Consider the following 26,032-nt stretch of genomic DNA (forward strand, 5'->3'; position numbering starts at 1 on the left):
GGGATAACTTGTGGCCGTAGTAGTAGAAGGCCTTAACCGGGAACTTACTTCTATAGTTAATCCCCAAGAAATTGAAGAGTTGTTGACTACACCGCCGCCTGCACCGACAGCCCTTAATGATATCTTAAGGAAAGCCAGAAATCTTAAGGGATTAAGCCTGGAAGAGGCCGCAGCTTTGCTGAATTTAGAAGATGACCATCTTTTAACCTCGGTCTATGCTGCCGCAGGTGAAGTAAAAAGAAAAGTATACGGACGCCGTACAGTTTTATTCGCTCCCTTGTACATCAGCAACCGGTGCAGCAATAATTGCCTTTACTGCGGTTTCCGGCGCGACAACCTTTCCCTTAAGCGCAAAAGCCTAACTCCGGAGGAAATAGGTAAAGAAGCTAAGGCTTTAGCCGAAAAAGGGTTCCAGCGCGTGCTTCTGGTGGCAGGGGAAGGCCGGGAAGGATCTGATGTGGACTATTTGGTGGAGGCCATTAAGGCTGTCTACCGCTATTCACCTTTAAGAATAGTTCACCTCAATGTGGCACCGCAGTCGGTGGCCAATTTCCGGCGGTTAAAGGAAGCCGGAGCAGGGGTTTACCAGTGCTTCCAGGAAACCTATCACCCGGATACTTATAAAATCATGCATCCCAGCGGGGTTAAAGCTGATTACGGCTGGCGCCTGACAGTTATGCATAGGGCCATGGAAGCGGGATTTGACGATGTGGGCCTGGGCCCTTTACTGGGGCTTTATAATTACCGCTTTGAGGTCCTGGCCGCTTTAAGCCATGCTGCGGCTCTGGAAAGGGAGTTTGGAGCGGGCCCGCATACCATGTCGGTACCGCGGCTCCGCCCAGCCCTCGGCGCAGCCCTGACCGATATTCCCCATCCTTTAACCGACACTGACTTCCGCAAAGTTGTGGCCATCTACCGCCTGGCCCTTCCTTATGTAGGGCTGGTGCTTTCGACCCGGGAACGCCCGGAGCTGCGAGATGAATTGATCGATATAGGGGTTTCCCAAATGTCAGCCGGCTCTTGCGTAAGCCCGGGCGGTTATGCCCAGGCGGAAGAACTGGCGGCCCAATTTGAAGTGGACGATCACCGGCCGCTGGAAGCAATTGTTCAGGTTATCCTCGAGCGGGGTTACCTTCCCAGCTTCTGCACGGCTTGTTATCGTGTGGGGCGTACGGGCTCTCGTTTTACCAGTCTTGCCCGCCAGGGCGACATTCAGCGCTTCTGCCTGCCCAATGCTCTTTTAAGCTTTAAAGAGTATCTTTTAGAAAGGGCACCTGCTCATTTGCGGCAACGAGGGGAAGCAGTCATTCAGGCTGCCCTGGCGGAAATTGAGGATGGCGCTTTACGCCGGGCTACAGAAGAAAAACTGGAACAAGTTGAGCAAGGACAAAGGGATCTTCATTTTTGATTTAACTACTATAGTCATACCCCTGAGGGACATGCATAAACATTTAGGTAGAAATATGCCTGTCCAGGGGGGCTAAAGATAATGCGCTATAACTGGAATTGGGAAGAATTTAAAGGTGCGCCGCTGGGGGAAGTGAAAGGCCCGGGGCGCTCCTTGCCTCCTTCTCGTTTTCCCCGGCAGCTTCTAAAGCAAACATTGGCTGCCGGCTTACTTTTCCTGGTCATTACTTTTGTTTTTCGGCTGGAAGGAACCGGAGCCGGCCGGCTGCAAGCATCCCTGCGTTATTACTTAAGGGACCCGGCTGCCGACCAGACCCCCAAGGTGGCCGAAGTCATTAAAAATGTGCTGTGGCTAGATACCTACGATCGGTGGGTTTTCCATGGTTTTAAGCCGGAAAACAATTCGGTGCCGGCCTTTAAGCCAGAAGATAAAATGAAAGATTATCCCCAGATGGCCGTACCTGTTTCCGGAGAAATTATTAAGACTTATGGCTGGGTGCAGGGGGCAGAAGGGAAGTATTTTCATAACGGTATTGATATCAAGGCCAGGGGAGGGAGCCCTGTGAAGGCCGTCTTGGATGGGCGGGTTATCCGGGCCGGTGAAGACCCTATTCTGGCCCAAGTAGTAGAGATAGATCACGGGGTAGGTTTAGTCACTGTATATGGTACCTTGGGAAAGATTTATGTGCGCCCGGGACAATTGGTGCGCCAGGGAGATACTATAGCAATCTTGGCGTCCGGCCAGGCTGTTCAGCTTCATTTTGAAGTTCGAAGGAACGGGCAGACCGTGGACCCCCTTCCTTATCTGGCACTTACCGACGAGATCTAAAAAGCCATGCGCCTGGGGAAAATGGCAGGACTGGACATTATCTTTAACGATTATTTTGTCTTACTCCTAGGTGTTTACTTTTTACTGGGCGTGTTACCCCAAGCTCTGTTGCTTTTTGCCGCCGTGGCCTGGCATGAATTCTGTCATGTTCTTGCGGCCTTTAAAGTAGGCTTTCCCCCTAGCAGTCTAGAATTATTTCCCTTTGGCGGTGTAGCCCGTTTTTCGGTCCCTCTGGCTTTTCATCCTTCCCGAGAGGCCAGAATAGCTCTGGCCGGTCCCCTGGGGAGTCTAGGTTTAGCCCTTTTTATGGGCATAGTTACTTGGATACTGGACGGGGAGGCTGCGTGGCTTCAGTTTTTTCTTCAGGTAAATCTATTCCTGGGATGTTTTAATCTTCTTCCCGGCTTACCCCTGGACGGCGGGCGCCTTTACCGCGCTTGGCGCAGCCTGCATGCTGGTGCAGGTCGGGCTACGTGGGAAAGCGCTGCCTTGGGACAGGTCCTGGCGGCGTGTTTGGTTATTGGCGGTATAATAGGTTTTTGGCTGCGGGTGACAGATTTGCAGAGTGTCATCCTGGCTTTTTTTATTTTCCGCGAGGCTACAAGGGAAAAGGAGGCTTATCCTTACTTGTTCTGGCGGCAGTTTTGGCGAGGGCGCCAACCGGAAGAAAAGGGGTTACTGGGGGAGGCTTTCTGGCTGGCCGTCACCGGAGAACAACCCCTGGCCTATATTGTGAAGCGGTTTAAGCCTGGGAAATATAATCTGGTGGTAGTTATAGGGCCCGGCGGCCAGGTAAAAGGGCTGGTAGGAGAGGGGCAGATCCTCCGGGCCCTCTTAAATGGCCAATCCGCTGAACCGGTAGAGAAACTACTTTAATTAGGGTATATTCATTGAAAGATCTTTGCTATACTAGAAACGAACTTCTTTAAAGGAGAGAATGAGGCTATTGCGAGACCATATAATAGAAAAAATACTCCCCCGGGTAGAGAAGCCGGCCCGCTACTTGGGGACAGAATGGAACAGCGTACATAAGGACTGGGAAAAAACACCGGTACGCATGGTCTTCGCCTTTCCCGACCTTTATGAGGTGGGCATGTCCCATTTGGGCCTGGCTATCCTTTATGGCCTGGTCAATGAACGGGAAGGCATGCTTATGGAGCGCGCCTTTGCCCCCGGGCCAGATCTGGAAGCCATCTTGCGAGAAGAAGGGCTTCCTTTGTTTTCCCTGGAGTCTTGCAGGCCGCTGGCCGACTTTGATATTATCGGTTTTACCCTCCAGTACGAGCTGAGTTATACTACTATTCTCAATATGCTTGATCTGGGGGGTATACCCTTGCTGGCAGCGGAACGCCGCCCCGAGCATCCGCTGGTCATCGGCGGAGGCCCGGGAGCGTGTAATCCCGAGCCGCTGGCGCCCTTCTTCGATTGTTTTGTCCTAGGAGACGGGGAAGAAGTTTTACCGCAAATACTGGAACTCCTTGGAGAACTAAAGGGTTCTCCTGGTTCCAGAGTTGACCGGAAGGAGTTTTTACGCCGCGCAGCTGGATTGCCAGGCGTTTATATTCCGTCTTTTTATGAGGTTAGCTATCAAGAAGAGGGAACCATAGCCGAAATAAAACCCTTAAGGCCGGAAGCTCCGGAGACCGTAAAAAAAGCTGTAGTCGGCGATCTGGATACGGCTTACTTTCCCACCAGGCCTATCGTACCCTTCCTGGATGTAGTCCATGACCGCATTATGCTGGAAGTTATGCGGGGGTGTACCAGGGGTTGCCGGTTTTGCCAGGCAGGGGCCATTTACCGGCCGGTACGGGAAAGGGATGTACAGGTCCTATTACGCCAGGCGGCCGAGCTGGTCCGGCATACCGGGTACGAAGAGATCTCCCTTACTTCTTTGAGCACGGCCGATTATTCTTGCGTAGAAGCTCTGGCCCGGGCCCTGGCCGAGGCTTATGCCGAGCAAGGGGTAAGCATCTCCCTTCCCTCCTTAAGGGTGGATGCCTTCAGTGTTAGATTAGCTCAAGCCCTCCAACGCTTCCGTAAAAAAAGCACCCTTACCTTTGCTCCGGAAGCCGGCAGCCAGCGCTTGCGGGATGTCATCAACAAAGGGGTGACGGCCGAGGACCTGCTGGCGGCGACAGGAGAGGCCTTTGCCGCCGGCTGGCATAATATCAAACTTTACTTTATGATCGGGTTGCCCACGGAAACAGAGGAGGACCTGGAAAATATAGTGGATCTCGCCCGGCAGGTGCTGGAACAGGGGCGGCGCTTGCATAGAGGCAAAAAACCCACAGTCACAGTGAGCGTTTCCTCCTTTGTGCCTAAACCCCATACTCCCTTCCAGTGGGAGCCCCAGGCCAGGCTTGCCGAACTTAAAGAAAAACAGAATTTCTTGCGCTCACGTCTCAAAGGGCCGGGGTTACAATTTAGCTGGCACCAGCCGGAGATGAGTTTCTTAGAAGCGGTTTTGGCCAGGGGGGACCGGAGGCTGGCGCAGGTGCTGCTGCAGGCCTGGCAGGGAGGAGCTAAACTGGAAGGCTGGTCCGAGCACTTCCGCTATGATGTTTGGCAGAGGGCCTTTGAGAGTTGCGGCATAGACCCGGCCTTCTACGCTTACCGGCGCCGGGACTACGAAGAAAAGCTGCCATGGGATCACCTGGACTTTGGTGTGAGCAAAGAATTTCTTATAGATGAGCACCGGCGAGCGCTAGAGGGTAAAATAACCATCGACTGCCGCTCTGGCCGCTGTGCGAGCTGTGGAGTATGTCCGGGATTAAAGGTGAGCTTGAAGCTCAAGGGGGAGGCCAGAAGTTTTGCGGCTGCGGATTAAATTTGCCAAGACAGGAGTAGGCCGGTTCTTGAGTCAGTTGGAAGTAATGCGCAGCTTTCACCGGGCTGCGCGCCGGGCGGGTTTGCCCCTGGCTTTCAGCCAGGGTTTTAACCCCCATCCCCGTTTTTCCTTCGGCCCCGCCCTGGCGGTGGGTATCGAAAGCGAGGCGGAATACTTGGACCTGGAATTGAAAGAGCCCCGGTCTGCCAGTGAGGTACTAAATTCCCTGGCCCGGCAACTGCCGGTAGGCCTTGAAGTATTAGCAGTTAAAGCCCTTCCACCCGGAGCGCTGGCCTTGACCGAAGCTATACGGTGCGCGGAGTACCGGGCAGAGGTAGAGGGATTATCTCCCTTAGAATTACAGCAAGCTATAAAGGAGCTATTGGGGAAAAACCAAGTACTGGTATGGCGGCGCACTAAAAACGGTACTCGTGAGATTGATATCCGGCCCGGCCTCTACCGGCTGGAGCTGGAAGGGGATAATGTCCTGGAAATGCTTTTAGCCTGTAGCCCTCAAGGTACTGTGCGGCCGGAGGAAGTGGTGAGGGCGCTGGCGCCCGAGTTAAAGATTAAAAATATCCGGCGGACTGAACTGTATACCGTGTGTAACAACGGGCTGACCACTCCCCTGGATTAGCCTGGATAAACTTGGTTAGGGCCTAGGACCGTCAGTATTTACGAAAACACTTTTCGCTAGTACTTGAGTGAAAGGGGAGTTGAAGCGGAGTGGAAGCGGAGAGGGTCTTCGCTATCTAGCGAAATAGATTCAGCGAAAAAGATATTTACCAGAGCCCACTAACTGTTGATCTACAATCAAAAAATTACCTAGATACACTTGACAGCTTCCCAGCGCGCCATTGGCTTGACAGGCATTTAGCAAATATGCTACACTGCAAAAGCGAGCATAGCTCAAGTTTTAAACCGCTCGGGAGAGGTGGCAAACTCCTGTTCCTGGCAGGATACCTTATCCCGGCGAGTCTTAGCTTGGGAGGAGAAAGGGAATGTACGCTATTATTGAAACAGGCGGCAAGCAATACCGGGTTGGTGAAGGAGATGTTCTTAAGGTAGAGAAACTACCGGTTGCTGCCGGAGAAACTGTGGTTTTGGACAAAGTTTTGGCAGTGAAGGACGATAACGGTTTACAGGTCGGCAGACCTTACCTGGCCAACGTTAAAGTTATAGGCAAAGTGGAAGCCCACGGCAAAGGGGAAAAGATTATTATCTTTAAGTACAAGCCTAAAAAGAACTACCGGCGCAAGCAGGGACACCGTCAACCCTTTACTGCTCTGCGGATTGAAAAGATTGAGATCTCTTAACTAAAATGATCCAGGTAACCCTTTGGCGTGATGAGGGAGACCGGCCGGTAGGTTTCTTGGTTTGCGGCCATGCCGGCTATCGCCCGCGGGGGCAGGATATAGTTTGCGCTGCAGTATCGGCCCTGGCCCAGGCAGCGGTTATGGGGCTGGAAGAATTTTTAAGTATAACGCCAGAAGTAGAGATCGGGGAAGGGAGACTTAAATGCCTCCTGCCCGAGAACTTGTCACCAGCGGATCGAGACAAGGCAGAGATCATTTTAGGGACTTTGGAACTGGGACTTAAGGCCATAGCTGAAAGCTATGGACGTTTTGTTCAGGTTAAAACGAGGAGGTGTAAAAGGTGCTGTTGAAAATGGACCTGCAGCTATTTGCCCACAAGAAGGGTGTAGGCAGTTCCCGCAACGGTCGTGATAGCGAATCCAAGCGTTTAGGTGTCAAGAGATACGATGGACAATTTGTTACCGCAGGAAACATCATCGTGCGCCAGCGGGGGACCAAAATCCACCCGGGCCGCAACGTGGGCATAGGTAAAGATGATACCTTGTACGCCCTCATCGATGGTTATGTGAAGTTTGAGCGCAAAGGCAAAGACAGAAAGCAAGTCAGCGTTTATGCTTATGCTTAAAGCTTCTTGAGACCCCTGGAAACTTTCCAGGGGTCAATAAATACTTTGGGGTGTATTATTTATGCTAGGGGAGACCGGGGATATCTTGCGGCTACTGCGGGGGCAGAAACACGACTTCCTCAATCACCTACAGGTGATTTCCGGCTTTTTGCAGCTGGGCAAGCCCGAACGGGCGTTGGCCTATACTAAAGAGGTTGCTTCGCGGCTAGAGAAACTTGGGCGGCTGATGCGCTTAAAACCGCCGGAACTGGCTTTGCAGAGCCAATTTAAGCTGGAAGAGGCGGCCTGGCGACAAATTAAAGTAGAAGTGGAAATGGATACGGAAATGGATCGTCTGCTTTTGAACGGGGAAGAAGCGACCAGGCTTTTGGATATCGCCTGGGATCTAGCCTTGTTGGCCGCCCAAGGAAAAGAAGGGGAAGGGCTTTTAACCCTGGAGATCAAGGAAACAGAAGAGGGTTATAGCTGGCGCTTTGCGGGAGTGCCGGGACCGGCCGGGGAGGAAGTCGCTCCTGTTCTGGCCGAGTTAAATGACCGGGCGGAGGAATATGGTGTTCCCTTTACTTGGTCTCCCCAGATTTTTGAACTGACCTTAGTTTTACCACGAAATGCTGCTTAAGCCAGGTTTATCAGCATTTTTCGCTGGCGAGGCCTGCTTGGGTCCAAAAGCGGGGAGAGTTCAGTGCTTAAGCCCTGGAACGGGGGATAATAGCCCGTGTTTTACGACGAAGCTAAAATTTATGTGCGCGGTGGCGATGGAGGCAACGGCGCCGTTGCCTTCCGCCGGGAAAAATACGTGCCCCGAGGTGGTCCCAGCGGTGGGGATGGCGGACGGGGCGGTAGTGTAATTCTGGAAGCAGATCCGGGCCTGCGGACGCTGGTCGATTTCCGCTACCGTACCCATTACCGGGCGGAGCGAGGTGAACACGGACAGGGCAAGAACAAGCACGGCCGGAGCGCGCCCGACTTAGTTTTACGGGTGCCTGTAGGCACCGTGGTCCGCGATGCCCATACAGGTGAAGTACTGGCCGATCTGGTTACCCCTGGCCAGAGGGCAGTGGTCGCTGCCGGTGGTCGGGGCGGGAGGGGAAATGCCCGCTTTGCTAATGCTCGGGAGCAAGCCCCAACCTTTGCCGAAAAGGGGGAACCGGGAGAAGAATGCTGGATTCTGTTAGAATTGAAGTTATTGGCTGATGTGGGCCTTATAGGCCTCCCCAATGCCGGAAAGTCTACCCTGATTTCCCGCATATCGGCGGCCCGGCCCAAGATTGCCGACTACCCCTTTACCACCCTAACTCCCAACTTAGGCGTGGTCCGCCTGGATGAAGAACGCTCCTTTGTGGTGGCCGATATTCCCGGTCTTATCGAAGGGGCACACCGGGGTGCAGGCCTGGGTTTAAAGTTTTTGCGCCATATTGAAAGAACCAAAGTTTTGGTTCATGTCTTGGACGTGGGGCTGACCAGCGGAGAAGAGGTGTTGCGTAACTTGGAAATTGTAAATAAAGAGCTAGAACATTACAGCCCCGAACTCCTCAAGCGACCCCAGGTTATTGCCGCCAACAAGATAGACTTGCCAGGAGGGAAGGAAAACGTAAAGTATCTCGCCCAGAAGCTGGGGGATAACTACCGTATTTTCCCCCTTTCGGCATTAAAGGGCGAGGGAATCGAGCCCCTTTTGTGGTATTTAGCCGAGCTACTGGATACTTTGCCGGAAACAAAAACCGCAATTGAAGTGGATACTCCTAAAACTTTGGTGGTTCCAACAGAACCTTTTACCATCACCCGGGAGAAGGGCGTCTTTATAGTTTCGGGTCGCGAGGTAGAGCGGAGGGTGGCCATGACCGATTTTAACAATGAGGCGGCTGTTCGGCGCTTGCAGCAGGCTTTGAAACGGCTGGGAGTAGAAGAAGCTTTACGCCGCGCCGGCGCCCGCCCGGGCGATACCGTTCGCATCCGCGACCAGGAGTTTCAACTGGAGGACTAAATTAGGGGAGGGAAATCCTTGACGGCAGGTGATTGTCGGCGGACCCTGGCGGAAAGCAGGCGGTTGGTGGTTAAGGTGGGCACCAGCACCCTTACCCACCAGACGGGTAAGCTCAATTTGGAACGCATAGAACGGTTGGTACGGGAGCTGGCTGATCAGGTCAATGCCGGGCGGCAGGTAATTCTGGTTACTTCCGGTGCTGTGGGAGCCGGTATGGGTCGTCTGGGATTCAAGGAACGTCCGCGCACCCTGCCGGAAAAACAGGCGGCGGCTGCTGTAGGTCAGGGTATGTTGATGCATATGTACGAGAAATTTTTTGCGGAATACGGGCTAATTGTGGCTCAAGTTTTGCTAACGAGGGATGACCTGGCCGATCGCCGGCGTTACCTCAATGCCCGTCATACCTTGGGCACCCTGTTGCGCTTAGGTGTCCTCCCCATCGTCAATGAGAACGATACGGTGGCCGTAGACGAAATCCGTGTAGGGGACAACGATACCCTGTCCGCCCTGGTAGCAGGCTTAGTAGACGCTGATGTATTGATTTTGTTGACGGATAACCAGGGGTTGTACACCGCTGACCCTCACTCCTGTCCGGAAGCCAAACTTATTCCTGCGGTAGAAGAAATTACCCCGGAATTGGAGGCCCTGGCCGGCGGGTCAGGTTCCACCTGGGCCACCGGGGGCATGATCACCAAATTACAGGCCGCCCGCTTGGCCACTAACTTTGGTATACCTGTAATTATTGCCAGCGGCCTGCTGCCCGGCCAGATAGCGGCCATTTTACGGGGCGAGGAAGTTGGCACCCTTTTTCTGCCGCGGGAACATAAGGCCCATGGGCGTAAAAAGTGGCTGGCCTATGGACCGGTGGTTCAGGGCAAAATACAGGTGGATGCGGGTGCCGCCCGGGCCATTGTTCACAGCGGTAAAAGCCTTCTTCCCAGCGGCATAACAGCGGTGGAAGGTGAATTCGAACAGGGAAGTTTAGTGAGCATTGTGGAACCTGGAGGCAAGGAGATTGCCCGGGGTATGACCAATTATTCGGCGGAAGAGATACGGCGTATACAGGGGAAGAAAACAAGCGAAATTCTTGCAATTCTTGGCCATAAGGATTATGATGAAGTAGTACACCGGGATAATTTAATTGTACTGGTATAACGGGGGTGGCTTTAAGGCAATGACGGTACGGGAAGAAATAATAGCCCTGGGCAAAAGGGCTAAAGCAGCAGCCCAAAAGCTGGCTACCTTAAATACAGAAGTTAAAAATAGAGCCCTGAAAGCCATGGCTGACGCTTTAAGGGAGAGATCGGCCGAAATCCTTCAAAGCAATTCCGTGGACATGGAGGCAGGATCTGCCCAGGGGCTCTCCCGGGCCCTCCTGGATCGCCTGCTGCTTAATGAAAAGCGTATACAAGAGATGGCCGAGGGACTGGAAGCCCTCATCAATCTTCCCGATCCGGTAGGGGAGATAACCTCCATGTGGACACGCCCTAACGGCCTCCAGATCGGCCGCATGCGGGTGCCCCTGGGAGTAATAGGCATAATTTATGAAGCCCGGCCTAATGTGACGGTAGATGCAGCGGGCCTCTGCTTAAAGACGGGCAATGCAGTTATCCTGAGGGGCGGTTCGGAAGCCATCAATTCCAACCGGGCCATAGCCAGAATTATAAGCGCAGCAGCTATTGCTGCCGGCGTGCCTGAAGGAGCCATTCAGTTGGTGGAGACTACCGACCGCGAGGCGGTACAGGTAATGTTGCGCCTCAACGAATATATCGATGTTTTAATTCCCCGCGGTGGTGCCGGGCTTATTCGTACGGTAGTGGAGAATGCCACTGTACCTGTTATTGAAACAGGTGTGGGCAACTGCCATGTCTACGTAGATAAAGACGCGGATTTGGATATGGCTACCAACATAGTCATTAATGCCAAAACCCAGCGTCCCGGAGTTTGCAATGCTATGGAAACCCTCCTGGTACACCGGGATATAGCTCCGGCTTTCCTGCCGGTAGTGGCGGAAAAATTAAAGGATTTGGGTGTGGAACTGCGCGGTTGCGAACAGACGCGGTCTTTGGTTCCGTTTGCTAAAGAAGCTACGGAAGAGGATTGGGCTACGGAGTACCTCGATTTGATCCTGGCTATTAAAGTAGTCAGGGACCTGGAGGAAGCCATTGAGCATATAACTACCTATGGTACCAAGCATTCCGAGGCTATCGTCACCAATAATTATACCCAGGCCATGGAGTTCCTGCGCCGGGTCGATGCAGCGGCAGTTTATGTAAATGCTTCTACCCGCTTTACCGACGGTTTCCAGTACGGCTTCGGTGCGGAAATCGGCATCAGCACCCAGAAGCTTCATGCCCGGGGACCCATGGGGCCGGAGCAGCTTACCACCTTTAAATATATTGTTTTGGGCAGTGGACAGATTCGCCAGTAATTGTTAAAATACTACTTGTACTGCAGGTAGATCCGGAGGAAAAGATGGCCGCCACTACTGGTTTACAGCGTATAGGGTTAATGGGAGGGACTTTTGATCCCATTCATTACGGCCATTTGGTTACAGCAGAGGCCGCTCGCTGCGAATTTAGCCTGGATAAAGTGATTTTTATTCCGTCCGGCCACCCTCCGCATAAGAAAGATTACCAGGTGACCGCGGCCGAACATCGCTACCGCATGACAGTGCTGGCTACAGCTAGCAATCCCTTTTTTGAAGTTTCGCGGATAGAGATCGAACGCGCAGGTATGTCATATACGATAGATACAGTGACAGAGTTTCGCCAGTTACTGGGTCCAGAACCCGAGCTCTATTTTATTACTGGTGCCGATGCCATTTTAGAAATTTTACACTGGAAAGACGTGGGTGCGCTCCTTAAAAAATGCCGGTTCATAGCTGCCACACGTCCCGGTTTTCCTTTAGAAAAACTTGAGGATTTGAAACCCCAATTACCCCTTGAGAGTTGGGACCGCATCCATATTATCGAGGTGCCAGCTCTGGCCATTTCTTCTACTGACATTCGCCGGCGGGTAAGGGCAAGAAAAACAATAAAATATCTTTTACCTGAGGCGGTGGAAGAATATATACGGCAAGAAGGTTTATACTTAGCTTAACCTCCTATTTTAATAGGGGGTTTTTCTTCAAGCAGGAGCTGCTTAAAAATGTTAAAGTATTATACCGAGCTGTTAGCCCAAAAGTTGTCACCCCAGCGTTGGCGCCACAGCCAGGGGGTGGCAGCTTACGCGGTGAAACTGGCTGCTAAATACGGAATTGCGCAAGATAAAGCTAAACTGGCCGGTTTGATGCATGATTATGCCCGAGACCTGCCAGAGCAAGAACTACTGGCTCAAGGAGAGGAAGCGGGCCTAATTACCCATGAGATAGAAAAAAGGTTTCCGGTACTCTTACACGCACCGGTAGGCGCGTGGTTATTGAGGACAGAACTGGGTTTCGAAGATGAGGAGATTTTACAGGCCATTAGCCGGCATACAGTAGGTGCCCCGGACATGAGCCTACTGGATAAAATTGTTTATCTAGCTGATGCCTTAGAACCGGGTCGTCAATATCCCGGAGTAGAGGATCTGCGCCGCCTGGCCGAAGAAGACCTGGACCAGGGGTTGCTCAAGGCCCTGGAAAGCAGCATCCTTTATGTGCTTAAAAAGGGCCAGCCTTTGCATCCGGCCACCGTGGAGGCGCGTAATTACTTGCTGCTAAAATAAAAAGGGGGTTTAGCTTGGTTGACGGACACATTGCGGGTGGCTCAAGTGGCTGCCCGGGCTGCTCGAGATAAAAAGGGTCAGCAGGTGGTCATCCTTGACATACGGAAAATCTCTTTAATAGCCGATTACTTTGTTATCACCCATGGCACTTCTACCACTCAGGTACAGGCCATTGCTCGGGAAGTAGAAGAGAAGGTGATTGAGGCAGGAGGAGAGCTATTGCGCCGGGAAGGTTTTGCCTCCGCGCGCTGGATTCTCCTGGATTTTGGTGGCGTGGTGGTCCACGTCTTTCTGGAAGAAGACCGCCGGTTTTATGACCTGGAACGCCTCTGGGGCGATGCTGAGGTTATAGAACTTGAAGGATAAAGGAGTGAAAAGGTGCATCATGGAGGCCAGGTATAATTTTAAAGAGATTGAACCCAAATGGCAGCGCCGCTGGGAAGCCAGCGAACTTTATAAAGTCACCGAAGATGATTCCAAGCCCAAGTTTTATTGCCTGGAAATGTTCCCTTACCCTTCGGGGAACTTGCACATGGGCCACGTGCGCAACTATTCTATAGGGGATGTAGTAGCCCGCTTTAAGCGCATGAAAGGTTTTAACGTCCTCCATCCTATGGGCTGGGACGCCTTTGGCCTACCGGCAGAAAATGCGGCTATAAAGCATGGCATCCATCCAGCGGAATGGACATGGAAGAACATTGCCAATATGCGCCGGCAGCTTATGGCCATGGGTATAAGCTACGACTGGGACCGGGAGATAGCCACCTGCCACCCCAGCTATTATAAATGGACCCAATGGCTATTCCTGCAAATGTATAAACATGGCCTGGCTTACCGGAAGAAAGCGGCCGTCAACTGGTGCCCCTCCTGTGCCACAGTATTGGCCAATGAGCAGGTGGTGGGCGGCGCCTGCGAACGCTGCGGCACGCTGGTCACCCACCGGGACTTGGAACAGTGGTTTTTCCGCATCACTGATTACGCTGAGCGGCTGCTGGCCGACCTTAAGCAACTGCCCGGCTGGCCGGAAAAGGTTAAGGTCATGCAGGAAAATTGGATCGGCAAAAGTATAGGTGCTGAAGTAGTCTTCCAGGTCCACGGTAGCGGGGAAAAGATTCCCGTGTTTACCACCAGGCCGGATACCCTTTTTGGTGTAACCTATATGGTTCTGGCCCCGGAGCATCCTCTGGTGGAGAAGCTGACCAAGGGGACGCCCTATGAAGAACCGGTGAGGCAATTTGTAGAGGCAGCCCGCCATTTGAGCGCCTTAGATCGTACGGCTACAGAAAAAGAAAAGGAAGGCATATTTATTGGGGCTTATGCCGTTAACCCCATCAACGGGGAAAAGATTCCCATATGGATTGCTAACTACGTCCTCATAGAATACGGTACAGGTGCAGTAATGGGCGTACCTGGCCACGACGAGCGGGATTTCGCTTTCGCCCGCAAGTATGGACTGCCCATAAGGGTAGTAATTCAGCCGCCGGGCCAGGAACTGGACAGTGCCACCATGAGCGAAGCCTATGTAGAGCCCGGTATAATGGTCAATTCTGGCCCTTTTAGCGGCCTGCCCAGCGAAGAGGGTAAGCGGAAGATAGTTGAGTATCTAGAGGAAAAAGGAATAGGCAGCAAAAAAATTAATTATAAGCTGCGTGACTGGCTGATTTCCCGGCAGCGCTACTGGGGGGCGCCCATCCCCATAATTTACTGCGACCATTGCGGGATAGTGCCCGTTCCCGAGGAAGACTTGCCCGTGATCCTGCCCGAAGGAGTGGAATTTAAACCCACGGGGGAATCACCTTTAAAGAATTGTCCTGAGTTCGTCCATACCACTTGCCCCACCTGTGGAAGGCCGGCGCGCCGGGAGACAGATACCATGGACACCTTTGTCTGCTCTTCCTGGTATTTCTTGCGCTACGCCAGCCCCCACAGCCAGGATAAACCTTTTGAGCGGGATAAGGTTGACTACTGGATGAATGTAGACCAGTACATCGGGGGGGTAGAACATGCCATTCTCCACCTCATGTATGCCCGCTTCTTCACCAAAGCCTTGTATGATTTCGGCCTGGTAGGGGTGGAGGAGCCCTTCCAGAACTTGTTAACCCAGGGGATGGTTCTTAAAGACGGCGGCAAGATGTCCAAGTCCAAGGGCAATGTGGTCAGCCCGGAAGAGATTATTGAGCGGTATGGAGCCGATACCGCACGCCTCTTTATCCTCTTTGCGGCCCCGCCGGAGCGAGACCTGGAATGGAGCGATCAGGGCGTAGAGGGATGCTATCGCTTCTTAAATAGGGTATGGCGCTTAATTTATAATTATAGCGGCAAGGTGCGGGGGATAAAGCCAACTAAAGGTGAAATAAGTTTGGCCAGCCAAGCGGATAAAGAATTGTACCGCCTGCTGCATGCCACTATAAAGAAGGTGACCGAGGATATTGAGGAACGCTTTAACTTCAATACGGCTATTAGCGCCATTATGGAGTTGGTAAACGGCTTTTACCATTATCAGGATAGCGTGCCGGAAGAAGAACAAAACTTACCTCTGGTGAAGGAAGGTTTAACGAAGCTTATTACCTTGCTAGCTCCCTTTGCTCCCCATATTGCGGAGGAGCTGTGGCAGGGAATAGGCCAGGAAACCAGCGTGCATCTAGAAAGCTGGCCGGACTATGACCCGCAGGCTTTGGTAACCGAAGAAGTAACCGTGGTAGTACAGATCAACGGCAAGGTGCGGGATCGTATTCAGGTGCCTGCCGGGCTTGAGGAAGAAGAACTGAAGCAGGCTGTTCTGGCCAGGGAAAAGGTGGCGGCTTTCTTGAAGGGACAGCAGGTGGTTAAGATAATAGTAGTGCCCGACAAATTGGTGAATTTGGTGGTGCGTAAAGCAGGCTAAAGAAGGAGGAGTTGATTAATATGCCGGTGGCCCAGATAACGGTCATACCCATAGGAGCACCGGGTTCACCCAGCCTGAGCTCCTATGTGGCCGACCTGCACCGCTTTTTGAGCCAGGTAGAAGGGATTAAATACCAGCTTACGCCCATGTCTACCATTATTGAGGGCGAATTAGATGTGCTCTTTGCAGTCTTTCGGCGTATGCACGAACTGCCCTTTAAGAAAGGCGCCCTCAGGGTAGTGACCAACATTAGTATTGATGAGCGTGTAGATAAAAAAGTAACTATAGAAGGGAAAGTGGCCTCTGTACAAAAGAAGCTGGCAGAAGGTGGAGAAGGCGGGATATAATCCCGCTTTTTCTTATATTTAAGGAAATTTGAGGAAAAAAGCAGGATTTTCTTCTCGAAAGTAGAATTAAATAATCTTGTGCGCCTTTTGGGCTAGGCCCCAAAAATTTTAATATACGGATTGCGGAATAACTATTGAAAAGCAAACTTTATTACCTTAGGGAGGATTGGTCAAGCATGAATAGTCGACACCTTGCCTTCTTTGTAGCTCCACCGTTGGCTGCTTTGGGGGCTGCTCTACTGGTACCAGGTGTGGCCTGGGCCTCAGGGGGTACGGAATTAGGGCATCTGCTACCCTTATGGAGTGTGCTTCCTTTCGTGGGCATGTTGCTCTCCATTGCTATCTGCCCCCTGCTGAACCCCCACTGGTGGGAGCATAACATGGGCAAGGTTAGTCTTTTTTGGTCCCTGGTCTTTTTTGTACCCTTTTTAATTTATTTTGGTGCAGAGACCGCCCTTGTTAAGGCAGTAGAGGTTTACTTGCTCGACTATATACCTTTTATCATCCTTCTATTCGGGCTCTTTGTGGTATCCGGTGGCATAATTTTGCGCGGTACTTTGCAAGGTACACCGGCGGTGAATACCCTTCTCCTCCTGGTAGGCACCCTTCTTGCTAGCTGGGTAGGTACTACAGGTGCCAGCATGCTGATGATCAGGCCCGTCATAAGGGCCAACGAATGGCGGCGCTACAAGACGCATATTATTGTTTTCTTTATCTTCCTGGTGTCCAATATCGGCGGTTCTCTGACCCCCTTGGGGGACCCGCCGCTTTTCTTAGGTTTCCTAAGGGGTGTCCCCTTCTTCTGGACCATGAAGCTTATAGTACCCATGGGCTTCAACGTCATAATCCTCCTGACCCTTTACTTCCTGCTAGATAGTTATTATTACCGCAAAGAAAATATTCCCGTAAAGGCTCAATTCCCTGAACCTCTCCGGGTAGAAGGCCTGCACAATCTCCTTTACCTGGGCATGATTGTGGGTTCCGTCATTCTAAGCGGTTTTTTGGCTAAGAATCCGGCCTTCGCCGACCAGAAGACCGGAGAATTATATGGTATCGGTTTATGGCGCCATGGGGAGGAAACCTTGACTTTACCCTATATTAACCTCATCCGCGATATTGTTATACTCTTGGCCGCCTATCTCTCCCTCAGGACTACACCCTACGTTATCCGCCAGGATAACCGCTTCACCTGGGGGCCAATTAAGGAAGTGGCTACCCTCTTTGCGGGAATTTTTATGACCATGATTCCTGCCCTGGCTATCCTCCATGCCCGCGGGGCAGAGCTTGGGCTTACCAAGCCAGCCCACTTCTTTTGGGCCACGGGAGCTCTCTCTAGCTTCCTGGACAATGCGCCCACTTACCTGGTATTCCTCACCACAGCCACCAGCCTGGGGGCTACCGCGGGTGTGCAGACTACTCTGGGCCTGGTAGACCCCAAGATGCTCCTGGCCATATCCTGCGGAGCGGTTTTCATGGGAGCGAACACTTATATTGGTAACGCACCCAACTTCATGGTGCGCTCCATCGCCGAGGAAAACAAAATCAGGATGCCCAGTTTCTTCGGTTACATGGGATGGTCGATCTCTATTCTTATACCGTTATTTATCCTGGATACCCTGCTATTTTTCCGGTAATGACGTATAATGAGGAAGGCTCTACTATTATGGCTCGGGGTGAAGGGCATGTGGGAGTGGGATAACCGAGTGCGCTGGGCGGGGCTGCTGGTCATAGCAGCCCTGCTCTTTGGAGCCGGCGTGCAGTATGACCGCTGGCGCCTGGGGAAGGAAGCCACGGTGCCGGTGGTGGAGAAGGGGCAAGGGTCATCGGTTGCCGGGGATAAAATGGGGGCTACGCCTAAGGAAAATAAAGAGGAACAGGGTACCATAACAGTCCACGTAGCAGGAGCCGTAGGGCGGCCAGGAGTTTACCAGTTACCGGCAGGTGCCCGGGTAAGCGAAGCAGTCCAGCTGGCCGGGCCGCTGCCAGAAGCCAATCCTCATGCTTTGAATTTGGCTGCACCTTTAAAAGATGGCCAGCAAATTATTGTACCGCGGGCAGGAGAAGAAGCGAGTACCGATGCGGCTCCCGGTTCGACAGGTAATAAATCTAAAGGTAAAGTCAACATTAATACGGCTGGGCTGGAGGAACTGGACAGTCTTCCTGGGATCGGACCCGCACTGGCCCAGCGGATCTTGGACTACCGCCAGCAGCATGGCCCTTTCCGTTCTATAGAAGACCTGCAAAACGTGTCGGGCATCGGGGCCAAGCGGTTTGAAGAATTAAAGGATTTGATTACTGTTCAGTAGAGCTTTAGCTCGTCTTTTCTTGACAACTCCCTTAAAAGCAAGCTAAACTGTCTCTGTGATTTTGTCTTAAAAGAGGAAGGGTTAAGCAGAATGACTATTTTGCAGGCCTTGGTGTTAGGCCTTATTCAAGGTTTAGGAGAGTTTTTACCTATTTCCAGTTCGGCTCACCTGGTATTAGTTCGCTTTCTTTTTCGCTGGCCTGATCCCGGCCTCACCTTTGATGTGGCCCTTCACCTGGGGACTCTGGTAGCGGTGGTGGCCCATTTCTGGCGTGAATTGCTGGAGATAATAGGTAAGGGTTTAAGCCAGCCCCACAATCGGGATGGGCGCCTGCTCTATTATATAGTTCTGGCTTCTGTTCCCGGAGCCCTTTTCGGAGTAATGCTAGAAGAACAGGCGCAAACAGTTTTTCGAACCCCTATGTTAATAGCCTTGACCCTTTCCCTAATGGGTATTGGTCTCTGGGCAGCCGACCGTATAAGTTCTAAAAGGAGAAAGCTAGAGGAGATTAACCTAGTAGATAGTGTCCTGGTGGGCCTTTCCCAAGCGTTGGCTATAATTCCCGGCGTATCTCGCTCCGGTATAACGATGACGGCGGGGCTTCTTACGGGAATGACCCGGGAAACTGCAGCTCGTTTTTCCTTCTTAATGTCCATCCCCATTATTGCGGGTGCAGCCCTATGGGAATTTAGAAATCTAGCCTGGCAGGAGATAAATGCAGCCTTTGCCGTGGGTGTAATTACTTCCGCTGTAGTGGGGTTCCTGGCCATCAAGTTTCTTTTACAATACTTGCGCCGTGGCAGTTATGTACTCTTCACCTGGTATCGCCTTTTACTCGCTGCCTTGGTTTTAATAGTAGAAGTCTGGCGTGGCTGACCCCGTTGCGCAGGGAATCCAGGCGTGATAAAATACACCGGAGGAGGTGACATATTAGTGGCCAACACCAAATCGGCAAAAAAGCGCATCGAGATTATACGGAAGCGCACTTTGCGCAACAAATCCATTAAATCTATGGTAAAAACGGCCATTAAAAAATTTGAGGTAGCGCTAGCTGGCGGTGAAATAGAGCAGGCTAGGGAGACGCTAAGGCAAGCTATCCGGACCATCGATAAAGCAGTCACCAAGGGCGTTTTACATCCCAATACGGCGGCCAGGAAAAAATCCCGATTACAGCTGCGCTTTAACCGTACAGTTGCTAGCTAAAAATTTTCTGAGTGTAATCCCCCCTTTCACATGGCATACTAACAACAGATAGAGCTGAAAGGGGGGATTTATTTTGGCCGAGAAGGAGAAGGGAAAAGGGGCTAAAGAAAGGCGGACCTTCAGTCCCGCTCCTGGCCGCCCAGCCGGGGGTGTAGGCGAATTTGAATTTAGCCCTGAAGTGACGCCGGGGACAATAGCCACCGGTAGAACAGCGAAGGACAAAAACGACACAGAGCGTGCAAGGTAGGTAAAGGCAAAAGAGGGAATGGGAGAGAAATTAGCCCGTTCCCTTTTGTCTGGTAATAACCCAAATTGTATGCTCCAGAAGGAGGGAAGGATCGCCGGCCCCCGTTTTTATAGCCACATCTGTTTTAAGGAGTCTTTCTAAAACTTCTGCCGCTGCATCCAGGGAAAATTTTGAGGCCTGTCGGGCTATTTTTTGAGCCACGAACGGCGGGAGATTAAGAATTTTAGCCAGATTGGAGGAGCCCAGCCCGGCAATATGAGCTTGTAATATCAAGCGGAACTGGCGCACCATCATGCCCAAAATAGCTAAAGGGGCTTCGCCAGAAGCTAACAGTTTCCGGCAGAGGCTGGTGGCTATTGAGGCCTGGCCATTGCCCAAGGCATCTACCAGCTGGAAGATGGCATCCGCAGCCAAAGTCTCAGGGGTTAAAGTTTGGATATCTTTTATAGTGAAAGGGGCTCCCGGTGGCAGGTACAAATCCAGCTTGGCCAGTTCCATCACACCTTGTTGCAGGTCAGCTGCTGCCTGGGCCAGAGCTTGGGCAGCACGGTTGTCCATGTGGCGACCCATTCTCTTCGCTTCTTGCTTTAACCAGCTGGCCAGGGCAGCGGGCTTAAGAGGACTAAACTCGATGACGCGGCCTGCTTGCTCGATCTTCTTAAAGGCTTGGTTTCTCCTGTCTATTTCCCCTTCGGCTATTAATACCAAGCAAGTAGTGGGGGAAGGTTGATCAAGATAAGCGAGCAACCCCTCGTTATCCAGCGAGGCATTTTTGATTAAAATTAGGCGCTTTTCAGCCAGTACCGGTGGTGTATGGGCCGCTATTAAGAGGTTCTCCGGGGTAACCTCTGCACCGGAGAACTCCTGATAATCAAAAAGCTGTGCCTCCGGGGATAATATTCTATTTTTAAGAGTTGTTACCGCCTGAACTAGTAAATATTTTTCCTCGCCATAAAACAGGTATACTGGTGCTATATGTCCCTTGGACAATTCCTGTTGAAGTTCTGGCCAGGTCATTTGTCTTGCCCCCTGGTTCAAGTCCATGGTAAAACCTAGCGTATCCCCACTTTTGATCCCGGCCTGCTTGGCTTCCGCTCGCTCCGGAAACCCTCGCGGGCCAAACTAGCGCTTGGCTCAAGGCTCCGGCAGGCTTCCCGGCAAATTCGGCTTCCTGCCTCAGTTGCCGGCCGAAGGTCTCATGCCCTCGGGCCTGCCTCCGCCTTTCGCCAAGCTTAAGTTTGGCTAACCGCTCAGGTTTAGTCGCTCGCTTCCAAGCCCAAGCAGGCCTGCTCTGCAAAAAGTGGGGATAACTCAGTGGTAAAGCCCCTCGCCTCATGTTTACTGGTCTATTCCTCTAAGGGTATGGTGATGCTTATGCTGGTACCTTTACCCGGTGCAGTAGTAATTTTTACCTGGCCTTTCAAAAGCTGGACTCTTTCCCGCATACTGATGAGGCCATAACCTGGACTTTCTTTATTTCCTTGGACACTATTCAAATCAAAGCCTCGACCTTCGTCGCGAATAGAGATGGTTACTTTATTGGGGAGCATTTCCATTTTAACCACAGCATTTTTAACTCCTGCATGTTTTTTGATGTTGTTTACTGCTTCTTGAATAATCCGGAAAAGGGCCACTTCCATGGTATTCTCTAGGCGGCGCTCCTGTCCAAAAAAGAGGAATTCAACTTCTAGCCCGTATTGTTGTTTATAAGTAGCAAAGTACCGCTTTAAAGCAGGAACTAACCCTAAATCATCTAAGGCCATGGGCCGGAGGTCAAAAATAATCTTGCGAATATCCTGGAGACTGATCATGACAATATTTTGCAGGGCCTGCAACTCTTCCCGGACTTGGCCCGGGTCCTTGTCCAAAAGTTTAAGGCAATATTCAGCTCGCAGAACAATATTGGCCAAGGATTGAGCTGGACCATCGTGGATTTCCCGGGCTACGCGTTTACGCTCTTCCTCCTGTGCCCGGATGATGCTTAGGGCCAATTGCTGTGTTTGTTGCAGCTCACCGATCTTTAAGCTCAAATCATGGAGTTCACCACTTAAATAATTGAGTACCACTCCCACCTGGGAGACCAACTGTTCGGCCTTCTGGAGGGTGAGCTGTAAGCGGCGAAAACTCGCTTCCAAGTGATTGCGCCGGTACTGCAGCATCTTTTCCTTTTCTCTAAGCTTAATAAGCTCGATTTGCAAATTATAGGCTGTCTCGTAAGCTGCTTTAATGTCTTGTTCAGTATAACGATTAAAGTCTCTGCTGACCTCGGCCAGACGTATCCGAGCTTTTTTTTCAGCTCGTTCCAGCCTATCGACCTCTTCGATAACTGCGCTTAATTCCATTTTTACTTGAGCCAGTTCGCTGTTGATTTGCTTTACCTCTGCTCGCGCATTTTCGGCAATCTCAAATATCTGCGCTTGACTGCGTTCAATGGCCTCGATAGTCTCTTTCAGGATGTAATCTAAGGCGCTGGTATCCAGCACCGCCCTCACCTCATCCTCAAGTTCTAGGCTTTATACTGGGCAGCCAAAGCATGGAGGCGTTCAGTGGAACGCGCGAGCCTTTTAACAAGGGAATTAATTTCCTCCCAATCCGCAACGCACAGGCTGTCACTGTTCAAGTTATTTAATAGCAACTTATTTAGAGCGGTTAAATGTTCACCAAGGCCCTGGACCAGACTCCCCACGGTATTTGCCAGCTCTTGGCCCTGGGCCTGAATTTCACTTTCTAACCCGATTTTTTCTCGCAAGGTATGCTCCAGCTCTAGCCATGCCTCCCTGGGCTTAGCCAAATGAGTTTCAACCACCTTCACCTGATCCAGGCTTTTTTCTAACGTCTGCTGAGTAGTCCGTCCCGCTTCTAACAGAGCTGCCAGCTCCAGCCGCATCTCTTTAAGATAAGAGTAGGCATTTCGTAAAGCCTGGCTTAACTCTTCCGCAGTAGCGGTTAATTCCCCTTTGCCAGACTTGGCTGCTGCCAGGGCCACTTCTACCACAAAAGGGGCCAGATGCTCCATAAGAGCTGCCAGGTTAGCTATAATTGTATCCCAAAGCTCTCCTTTGCTTAAAAGGCCGGCTTGCAGTTTTTGGTTCTCAGTCAGGATCTGGCGGCACTCCTCCAGTCGGCTAATGGTTTCCCTGAAGGCGCTCGCCCCCTTGTCTATCAGCTTTAAAGCATTATCGGTAAGAGAAGAACTAACTTTTTCGTGTTCGTTAATATGTTCTAAGATGTTGATAAGTTGTTCAGCCAGGGAAGCTGACCGAGCTAAAGCTTTCACATGTTCCTCGGCATTTTCCTTTAAGAACCCCAGATTCCGCATAAAACGCTGGCTGGTACGGGCTGCTCCCTGGAGAACGGCTGTTAATTGCTCCACTCCCTTTTGCAGTTCAGCAGTACCTATCTTGATTGATTCGATTAAATTGGCCAGGTGAAAACACATAGTATTTAGGGACTGGGCGAAAAAACCAAGTTCATCGGCTTGGGGCAAGCTTACCCGGCAAGTAAAATCACCGGCCGAGACCAGTTCTGCGGTAGCTACCAGCTCTGCCAGCGGTTTTTGCAATAGCCGCCTAGTCAAAAAAGTTACTAGGAAAATACCTGCTAAGAGAGCAGTTAAAGCATATACGATCCACCTAATAGCCGTAGCTAGCGTATATTTTTGCCAATGAGCCTGGTCCAGGCGCAGGCGGACATAACCGCCGGTCCTGCCGTCTGGTAAAGGGATGCTAGCCATCAATTCATTACCAACTAGCAGTGAGTTGCTTGCTTCTTTTTTACTGCTGGCCAAAACATTTCCGTTAACGTCAGTTATGCTTATATAATCGATATTACCATAAAACTTAAGTTTGTGGACCAGGTTAATTAAGAGTTCCTGCTTTCCTGCCGAGATATATTCGGCAGAAATCAAGGCTATTATACGCGCAAGTTCCTGGCCTCCTCTTTCGTACTCCCCCTGAACTAGGCTTCTGGTACTGGTTAAAGAGGAGGTCCCAGCCAAGCCAAGCATAAGGATTAGTAAAAAACTCCAAACTAGAGCCATTTTCCTAGCAACTGATCCTTTAAGCACCCTGTTTCCTCCCCACTGTAAAAAACTAGCCTGTCACCTATGGTAGTATTAGTTTGGGCCAGACGATTCGCCGGCAGTTCCACTACCAGCATGGCATGGCGCACGTAGGGGCTAAAGCGGAAGGGGCGTAAGCTGGCCAGAGTCAAGAGCACTTTACCATCAGAGGCCACAAAGAGAACGTCCAAAGGAAATTTAAGAAAACAGGTATGGATGGCCTGGCAGGGGATTAACACTAAAGCTTCTTCCTCCCCGATTATTTTCCGCCCCATCCAACCCCAAAAGCGCTCATAAAAAGTGCGGGCCAGATGGACCTGTCTGGCCACCACCACCTGTTTGGTAGCGTTAAATAAAATGATTTTCAATCACCCCCGGATAGCCTGGCCAAATTATTATCTAAGAAAGTATCTCGTAAGCTGAATAACTGCCGGTCCTAACAAAATTACAAAAATAGAAGGAAAAATAAAGAACACCAGGGGAATCAGCATTTTCACCGGTGCTTTCATGGCCAGTTCTTCGGCTCGCTGACGTCGTTTGAGGCGAAGCTGTTTGGCCTGCAGCCGGAGGACGTTACCAATGCTTAAGCCTAACTGGTCAGCGAGAATTACTGCTCCGGTAACCGAGGCTAATTCGTCTACGCCGGTACGGGCTGCCAAATCGCGCAGGGCTTCGGCCCGGAGCTTGCCCATTCTAATTTCCTGTAGGGTAAGGCCAAATTCCTCCGCTAGGGGCCCTTTGCTTTTCTCTACTACTTTAAGCAGAGCGCTGTCAAAACCCAGGCCAGCCTCCACGCTTACTGTCAAAAGGTCTAACACGTCGGGCAAACTTTTTTCTATGGCTCGCTGTCGTTCCCGCGCTCTTAAATGGAGGTAAAAATCGGGCCCGTACCAGCCGGCTAACAAGCTAGCCAAACAGAAAGCTAGTAAACCCCCTAATTGCTGAAGGTAGCCCGCTGCTACCAATCCACCTCCAATGGCTCCCCCTGCGCTACCCAGGTACTTTAAAATCATGAGCTCCCGGGGCGCTATTTTGTGCTGGAGATGTGCATGGTTTATCCTGCGACCCAGTTCCGCTTCTTTTTCCGCTGGCAATATTTTAATCAATTTTTGGCTCCATTTGTCCAGCAAAGGCTTTACGGCGCGCTGGTAGAAAGGTATTTTTAGCTCCCGTTCTCGGGCTGTAAGGGCTGGCCGGCTGCCAAGTATGTCGCTAATTCGGCGGGCTGGGGCAACTTGGTGGTAAAGCATAAGGCCTAGCAGAAAACATAGTAAAAAGATTTCCATCGCAATGGCGAAAGACATATTAAAATCCTCCCTAGACTTGGATGCGGATAATTTGCCGGATCATTAGGACGCCCAGTAACTCTGCCAGTCCGGCACCGGCAAGCATAGTAAGCCCGGCCTTAGTGGTAAAAAGCAGGCTTAAATAGCTGGGATTCAAGGTATAGATAACCACGGCCAGGACAGTAGGCAGCAAACCAATAATCAGGCCCGATATTCTGCCCTGAGCGGTCAGAGCTTGAATTTCGCCCTTTATTCTCACCCGCTCCCTGATGGTATGGGCAATATTGTCCAGAATTTCTGCTAGATTGCCGCCAACCTGGCGCTGAATTAGGACGGCAGTAATGACCAGATCCAAATCGTCGCTTTTGACCCTTTCACTAAGGCCCGCTAACGCTGCTTCAGTGGAACTACCCCAGTTCATCTCGAGCAGCGCTATTCCAAATTCTTTGGCGATAGGATCCGGCATTTCTTTGCGTACCATATCCATAGCCTGCAAGAAGCTAAAACCAGACCGCAGAGCGTTGGCCATAATAACCAGGGCATCACCTATTTGGCCATTAAATTTAGCCCGGCGCTTATTCTGTTTTACCCGTACAGCCCCCCAGGGAAGATAAGCGCTATAGGATACTGCTGCTGTTGTGAAGAATAAATTGCGGGTAAAAACGTAAGTAAGGATTCCCATCCCTAAGCTCAATAGCAAGGTTAGCCCCCAGAATTCTTCACCTTTAAGGGGAATATCTGCCCTGGCCAGTTCCCTGTCTATTTTAGCATTTAAGCCCCTGGTTCCCACTAGTTTCCCTAAGTATTCCAGGACCTTAAAGCCCCATTTATCTCTCTTATCTGGAGATTTATTTTCACTTCTTTGGGGTTGGTTCCCCAGAATTTTTTCCAGGCGCTCATGCACCCTCGCCTGCTTAAGGTACTCCCAGTTGGTTAAGGAAAAGGCGAGGAAGAAGACCGCCAGGAAAATCATCATAGCTATAAAGGTAGGTAAGGACAACAT

Annotated in this window: 28 protein-coding genes and 1 other annotated feature; of the genes, 22 read left to right on the forward strand and 6 right to left on the reverse strand. The window is 51.3% G+C overall.

Annotated features, from left to right (window positions below):
* The first annotated feature begins 10 nt into the window (after positions 1-10).
* From hydG to AC1BI1_RS03125, 22 genes are all read left to right on the forward strand, one after another.
* Positions 11-1,408 carry a [FeFe] hydrogenase H-cluster radical SAM maturase HydG gene (gene hydG / locus AC1BI1_RS03020; RefSeq protein ID WP_476715791.1) on the forward strand — a complete coding sequence of 466 codons (1,398 nt, stop codon included), beginning with the start codon at positions 11-13 and terminating at the stop codon, positions 1,406-1,408.
* An 81-nt stretch (positions 1,409-1,489) separates the two neighbouring features.
* Positions 1,490-2,236: a M23 family metallopeptidase gene (locus AC1BI1_RS03025; protein ID WP_476715792.1), complete on the forward strand. Its 747-nt coding sequence runs from the start codon at positions 1,490-1,492 to the stop codon at positions 2,234-2,236.
* A 6-nt stretch (positions 2,237-2,242) separates the two neighbouring features.
* Positions 2,243-3,112, forward strand: a complete 870-nt coding sequence (locus AC1BI1_RS03030; protein ID WP_476715793.1) for a M50 family metallopeptidase — start codon at positions 2,243-2,245, stop codon at positions 3,110-3,112.
* 61 nt (positions 3,113-3,173) lie between these two features.
* On the forward strand, positions 3,174-5,063 hold the full coding sequence (locus AC1BI1_RS03035) for a TIGR03960 family B12-binding radical SAM protein (protein ID WP_476715794.1): 1,890 nt from the start codon (positions 3,174-3,176) through the stop codon (positions 5,061-5,063).
* A complete protein-coding gene (locus tag AC1BI1_RS03040; protein WP_476715795.1) occupies positions 5,047-5,700 on the forward strand; it encodes a TIGR03936 family radical SAM-associated protein in 654 nt (217 codons plus the stop codon). The genes AC1BI1_RS03035 and AC1BI1_RS03040 overlap by 17 nt, the downstream gene beginning before the upstream one ends.
* 272 nt (positions 5,701-5,972) lie before the next feature.
* Positions 5,973-6,053: a sequence feature (ribosomal protein L21 leader region), on the forward strand.
* Positions 6,054-6,064: 11 nt separating this feature from the next.
* Positions 6,065-6,379 carry a 50S ribosomal protein L21 gene (rplU, locus tag AC1BI1_RS03045; RefSeq protein ID WP_476715796.1) on the forward strand — a complete coding sequence of 105 codons (315 nt, stop codon included), beginning with the start codon at positions 6,065-6,067 and terminating at the stop codon, positions 6,377-6,379.
* Between the two features lie 5 nt (positions 6,380-6,384).
* Complete coding sequence (locus tag AC1BI1_RS03050; RefSeq protein WP_476715797.1) at positions 6,385-6,729, forward strand: ribosomal-processing cysteine protease Prp; 345 nt, start codon at positions 6,385-6,387, stop codon at positions 6,727-6,729.
* On the forward strand, positions 6,723-7,004 hold the full coding sequence (gene rpmA, locus AC1BI1_RS03055; protein WP_476715982.1) for a 50S ribosomal protein L27: 282 nt from the start codon (positions 6,723-6,725) through the stop codon (positions 7,002-7,004). Before AC1BI1_RS03050 ends, rpmA begins: the two co-directional genes overlap by 7 nt.
* 61 nt (positions 7,005-7,065) lie before the next feature.
* Complete coding sequence (locus tag AC1BI1_RS03060; RefSeq protein WP_476715798.1) at positions 7,066-7,623, forward strand: Spo0B domain-containing protein; 558 nt, start codon at positions 7,066-7,068, stop codon at positions 7,621-7,623.
* Positions 7,624-7,719: 96 nt separating this feature from the next.
* Entirely contained in the window at positions 7,720-8,988 is a 1,269-nt protein-coding gene (gene obgE, locus AC1BI1_RS03065; RefSeq protein WP_476715799.1) for a GTPase ObgE, read from the forward strand.
* 18 nt (positions 8,989-9,006) lie between these two features.
* Positions 9,007-10,143 carry a glutamate 5-kinase gene (gene proB / locus AC1BI1_RS03070; RefSeq protein WP_476715800.1) on the forward strand — a complete coding sequence of 379 codons (1,137 nt, stop codon included), beginning with the start codon at positions 9,007-9,009 and terminating at the stop codon, positions 10,141-10,143.
* Between the two features lie 19 nt (positions 10,144-10,162).
* Entirely contained in the window at positions 10,163-11,419 is a 1,257-nt protein-coding gene (locus tag AC1BI1_RS03075) for a glutamate-5-semialdehyde dehydrogenase (RefSeq protein ID WP_476715801.1), read from the forward strand.
* 44 nt (positions 11,420-11,463) lie between these two features.
* Positions 11,464-12,090 carry a nicotinate-nucleotide adenylyltransferase gene (gene nadD / locus AC1BI1_RS03080; RefSeq protein WP_476715802.1) on the forward strand — a complete coding sequence of 209 codons (627 nt, stop codon included), beginning with the start codon at positions 11,464-11,466 and terminating at the stop codon, positions 12,088-12,090.
* Between the two features lie 48 nt (positions 12,091-12,138).
* The gene (gene yqeK, locus AC1BI1_RS03085; protein ID WP_476715803.1) at positions 12,139-12,696 is read left to right on the forward strand and encodes a bis(5'-nucleosyl)-tetraphosphatase (symmetrical) YqeK; all 558 of its coding nucleotides are present in this window, start codon (positions 12,139-12,141) and stop codon (positions 12,694-12,696) included.
* 18 nt (positions 12,697-12,714) lie between these two features.
* The gene (gene rsfS, locus AC1BI1_RS03090; RefSeq protein WP_476715804.1) at positions 12,715-13,062 is read left to right on the forward strand and encodes a ribosome silencing factor; all 348 of its coding nucleotides are present in this window, start codon (positions 12,715-12,717) and stop codon (positions 13,060-13,062) included.
* 19 nt (positions 13,063-13,081) lie between these two features.
* Positions 13,082-15,580, forward strand: coding sequence for a leucine--tRNA ligase (gene leuS / locus AC1BI1_RS03095; protein WP_476715805.1), 2,499 nt, complete (start codon positions 13,082-13,084; stop codon positions 15,578-15,580).
* 20 nt (positions 15,581-15,600) lie between these two features.
* Positions 15,601-15,927 (forward strand): MTH1187 family thiamine-binding protein, encoded by a 327-nt coding sequence (locus AC1BI1_RS03100; protein WP_476715806.1) that lies wholly within the window; start codon positions 15,601-15,603, stop codon positions 15,925-15,927.
* Between the two features lie 176 nt (positions 15,928-16,103).
* Positions 16,104-17,561, forward strand: coding sequence for a sodium:proton antiporter (locus tag AC1BI1_RS03105; RefSeq protein ID WP_476715807.1), 1,458 nt, complete (start codon positions 16,104-16,106; stop codon positions 17,559-17,561).
* Between the two features lie 48 nt (positions 17,562-17,609).
* On the forward strand, positions 17,610-18,233 hold the full coding sequence (locus AC1BI1_RS03110) for a ComEA family DNA-binding protein (protein ID WP_476715808.1): 624 nt from the start codon (positions 17,610-17,612) through the stop codon (positions 18,231-18,233).
* A gap of 90 nt (positions 18,234-18,323) precedes the next feature.
* A complete protein-coding gene (uppP, locus tag AC1BI1_RS03115) occupies positions 18,324-19,109 on the forward strand; it encodes an undecaprenyl-diphosphatase UppP (RefSeq protein WP_476715809.1) in 786 nt (261 codons plus the stop codon).
* A gap of 57 nt (positions 19,110-19,166) precedes the next feature.
* Positions 19,167-19,436: a 30S ribosomal protein S20 gene (rpsT, locus tag AC1BI1_RS03120; protein WP_476715810.1), complete on the forward strand. Its 270-nt coding sequence runs from the start codon at positions 19,167-19,169 to the stop codon at positions 19,434-19,436.
* A 73-nt stretch (positions 19,437-19,509) separates the two neighbouring features.
* Positions 19,510-19,683, forward strand: a complete 174-nt coding sequence (locus AC1BI1_RS03125; protein ID WP_476715811.1) for a hypothetical protein — start codon at positions 19,510-19,512, stop codon at positions 19,681-19,683.
* 30 nt (positions 19,684-19,713) lie between these two features.
* Here AC1BI1_RS03125 and holA read toward each other — a convergent pair whose 3' ends face one another.
* The 6 genes from holA to AC1BI1_RS03155 all read right to left on the reverse strand — a co-directional run bounded on the left by holA (position 19,714) and on the right by AC1BI1_RS03155 (position 26,029).
* Entirely contained in the window at positions 19,714-20,700 is a 987-nt protein-coding gene (holA, locus tag AC1BI1_RS03130) for a DNA polymerase III subunit delta (RefSeq protein ID WP_476715812.1), read from the reverse strand.
* A 329-nt stretch (positions 20,701-21,029) separates the two neighbouring features.
* Positions 21,030-22,166, reverse strand: coding sequence for a sensor histidine kinase (locus AC1BI1_RS03135; RefSeq protein WP_476715813.1), 1,137 nt, complete (start codon positions 22,164-22,166; stop codon positions 21,030-21,032).
* A 23-nt stretch (positions 22,167-22,189) separates the two neighbouring features.
* Complete coding sequence (locus AC1BI1_RS03140; RefSeq protein ID WP_476715814.1) at positions 22,190-23,749, reverse strand: HAMP domain-containing protein; 1,560 nt, start codon at positions 23,747-23,749, stop codon at positions 22,190-22,192.
* Positions 23,713-24,111, reverse strand: coding sequence for a DUF192 domain-containing protein (locus AC1BI1_RS03145; protein WP_476715815.1), 399 nt, complete (start codon positions 24,109-24,111; stop codon positions 23,713-23,715). The genes AC1BI1_RS03140 and AC1BI1_RS03145 overlap by 37 nt, the downstream gene beginning before the upstream one ends.
* A 27-nt stretch (positions 24,112-24,138) precedes the next feature.
* Positions 24,139-25,047, reverse strand: coding sequence for a type II secretion system F family protein (locus AC1BI1_RS03150; protein WP_476715816.1), 909 nt, complete (start codon positions 25,045-25,047; stop codon positions 24,139-24,141).
* A 13-nt stretch (positions 25,048-25,060) separates the two neighbouring features.
* Positions 25,061-26,029, reverse strand: coding sequence for a type II secretion system F family protein (locus tag AC1BI1_RS03155; protein ID WP_476715817.1), 969 nt, complete (start codon positions 26,027-26,029; stop codon positions 25,061-25,063).
* Positions 26,030-26,032 lie beyond the last annotated feature (3 nt).

The organism is Thermanaeromonas sp. DSM 22490, assembly GCF_056378755.1.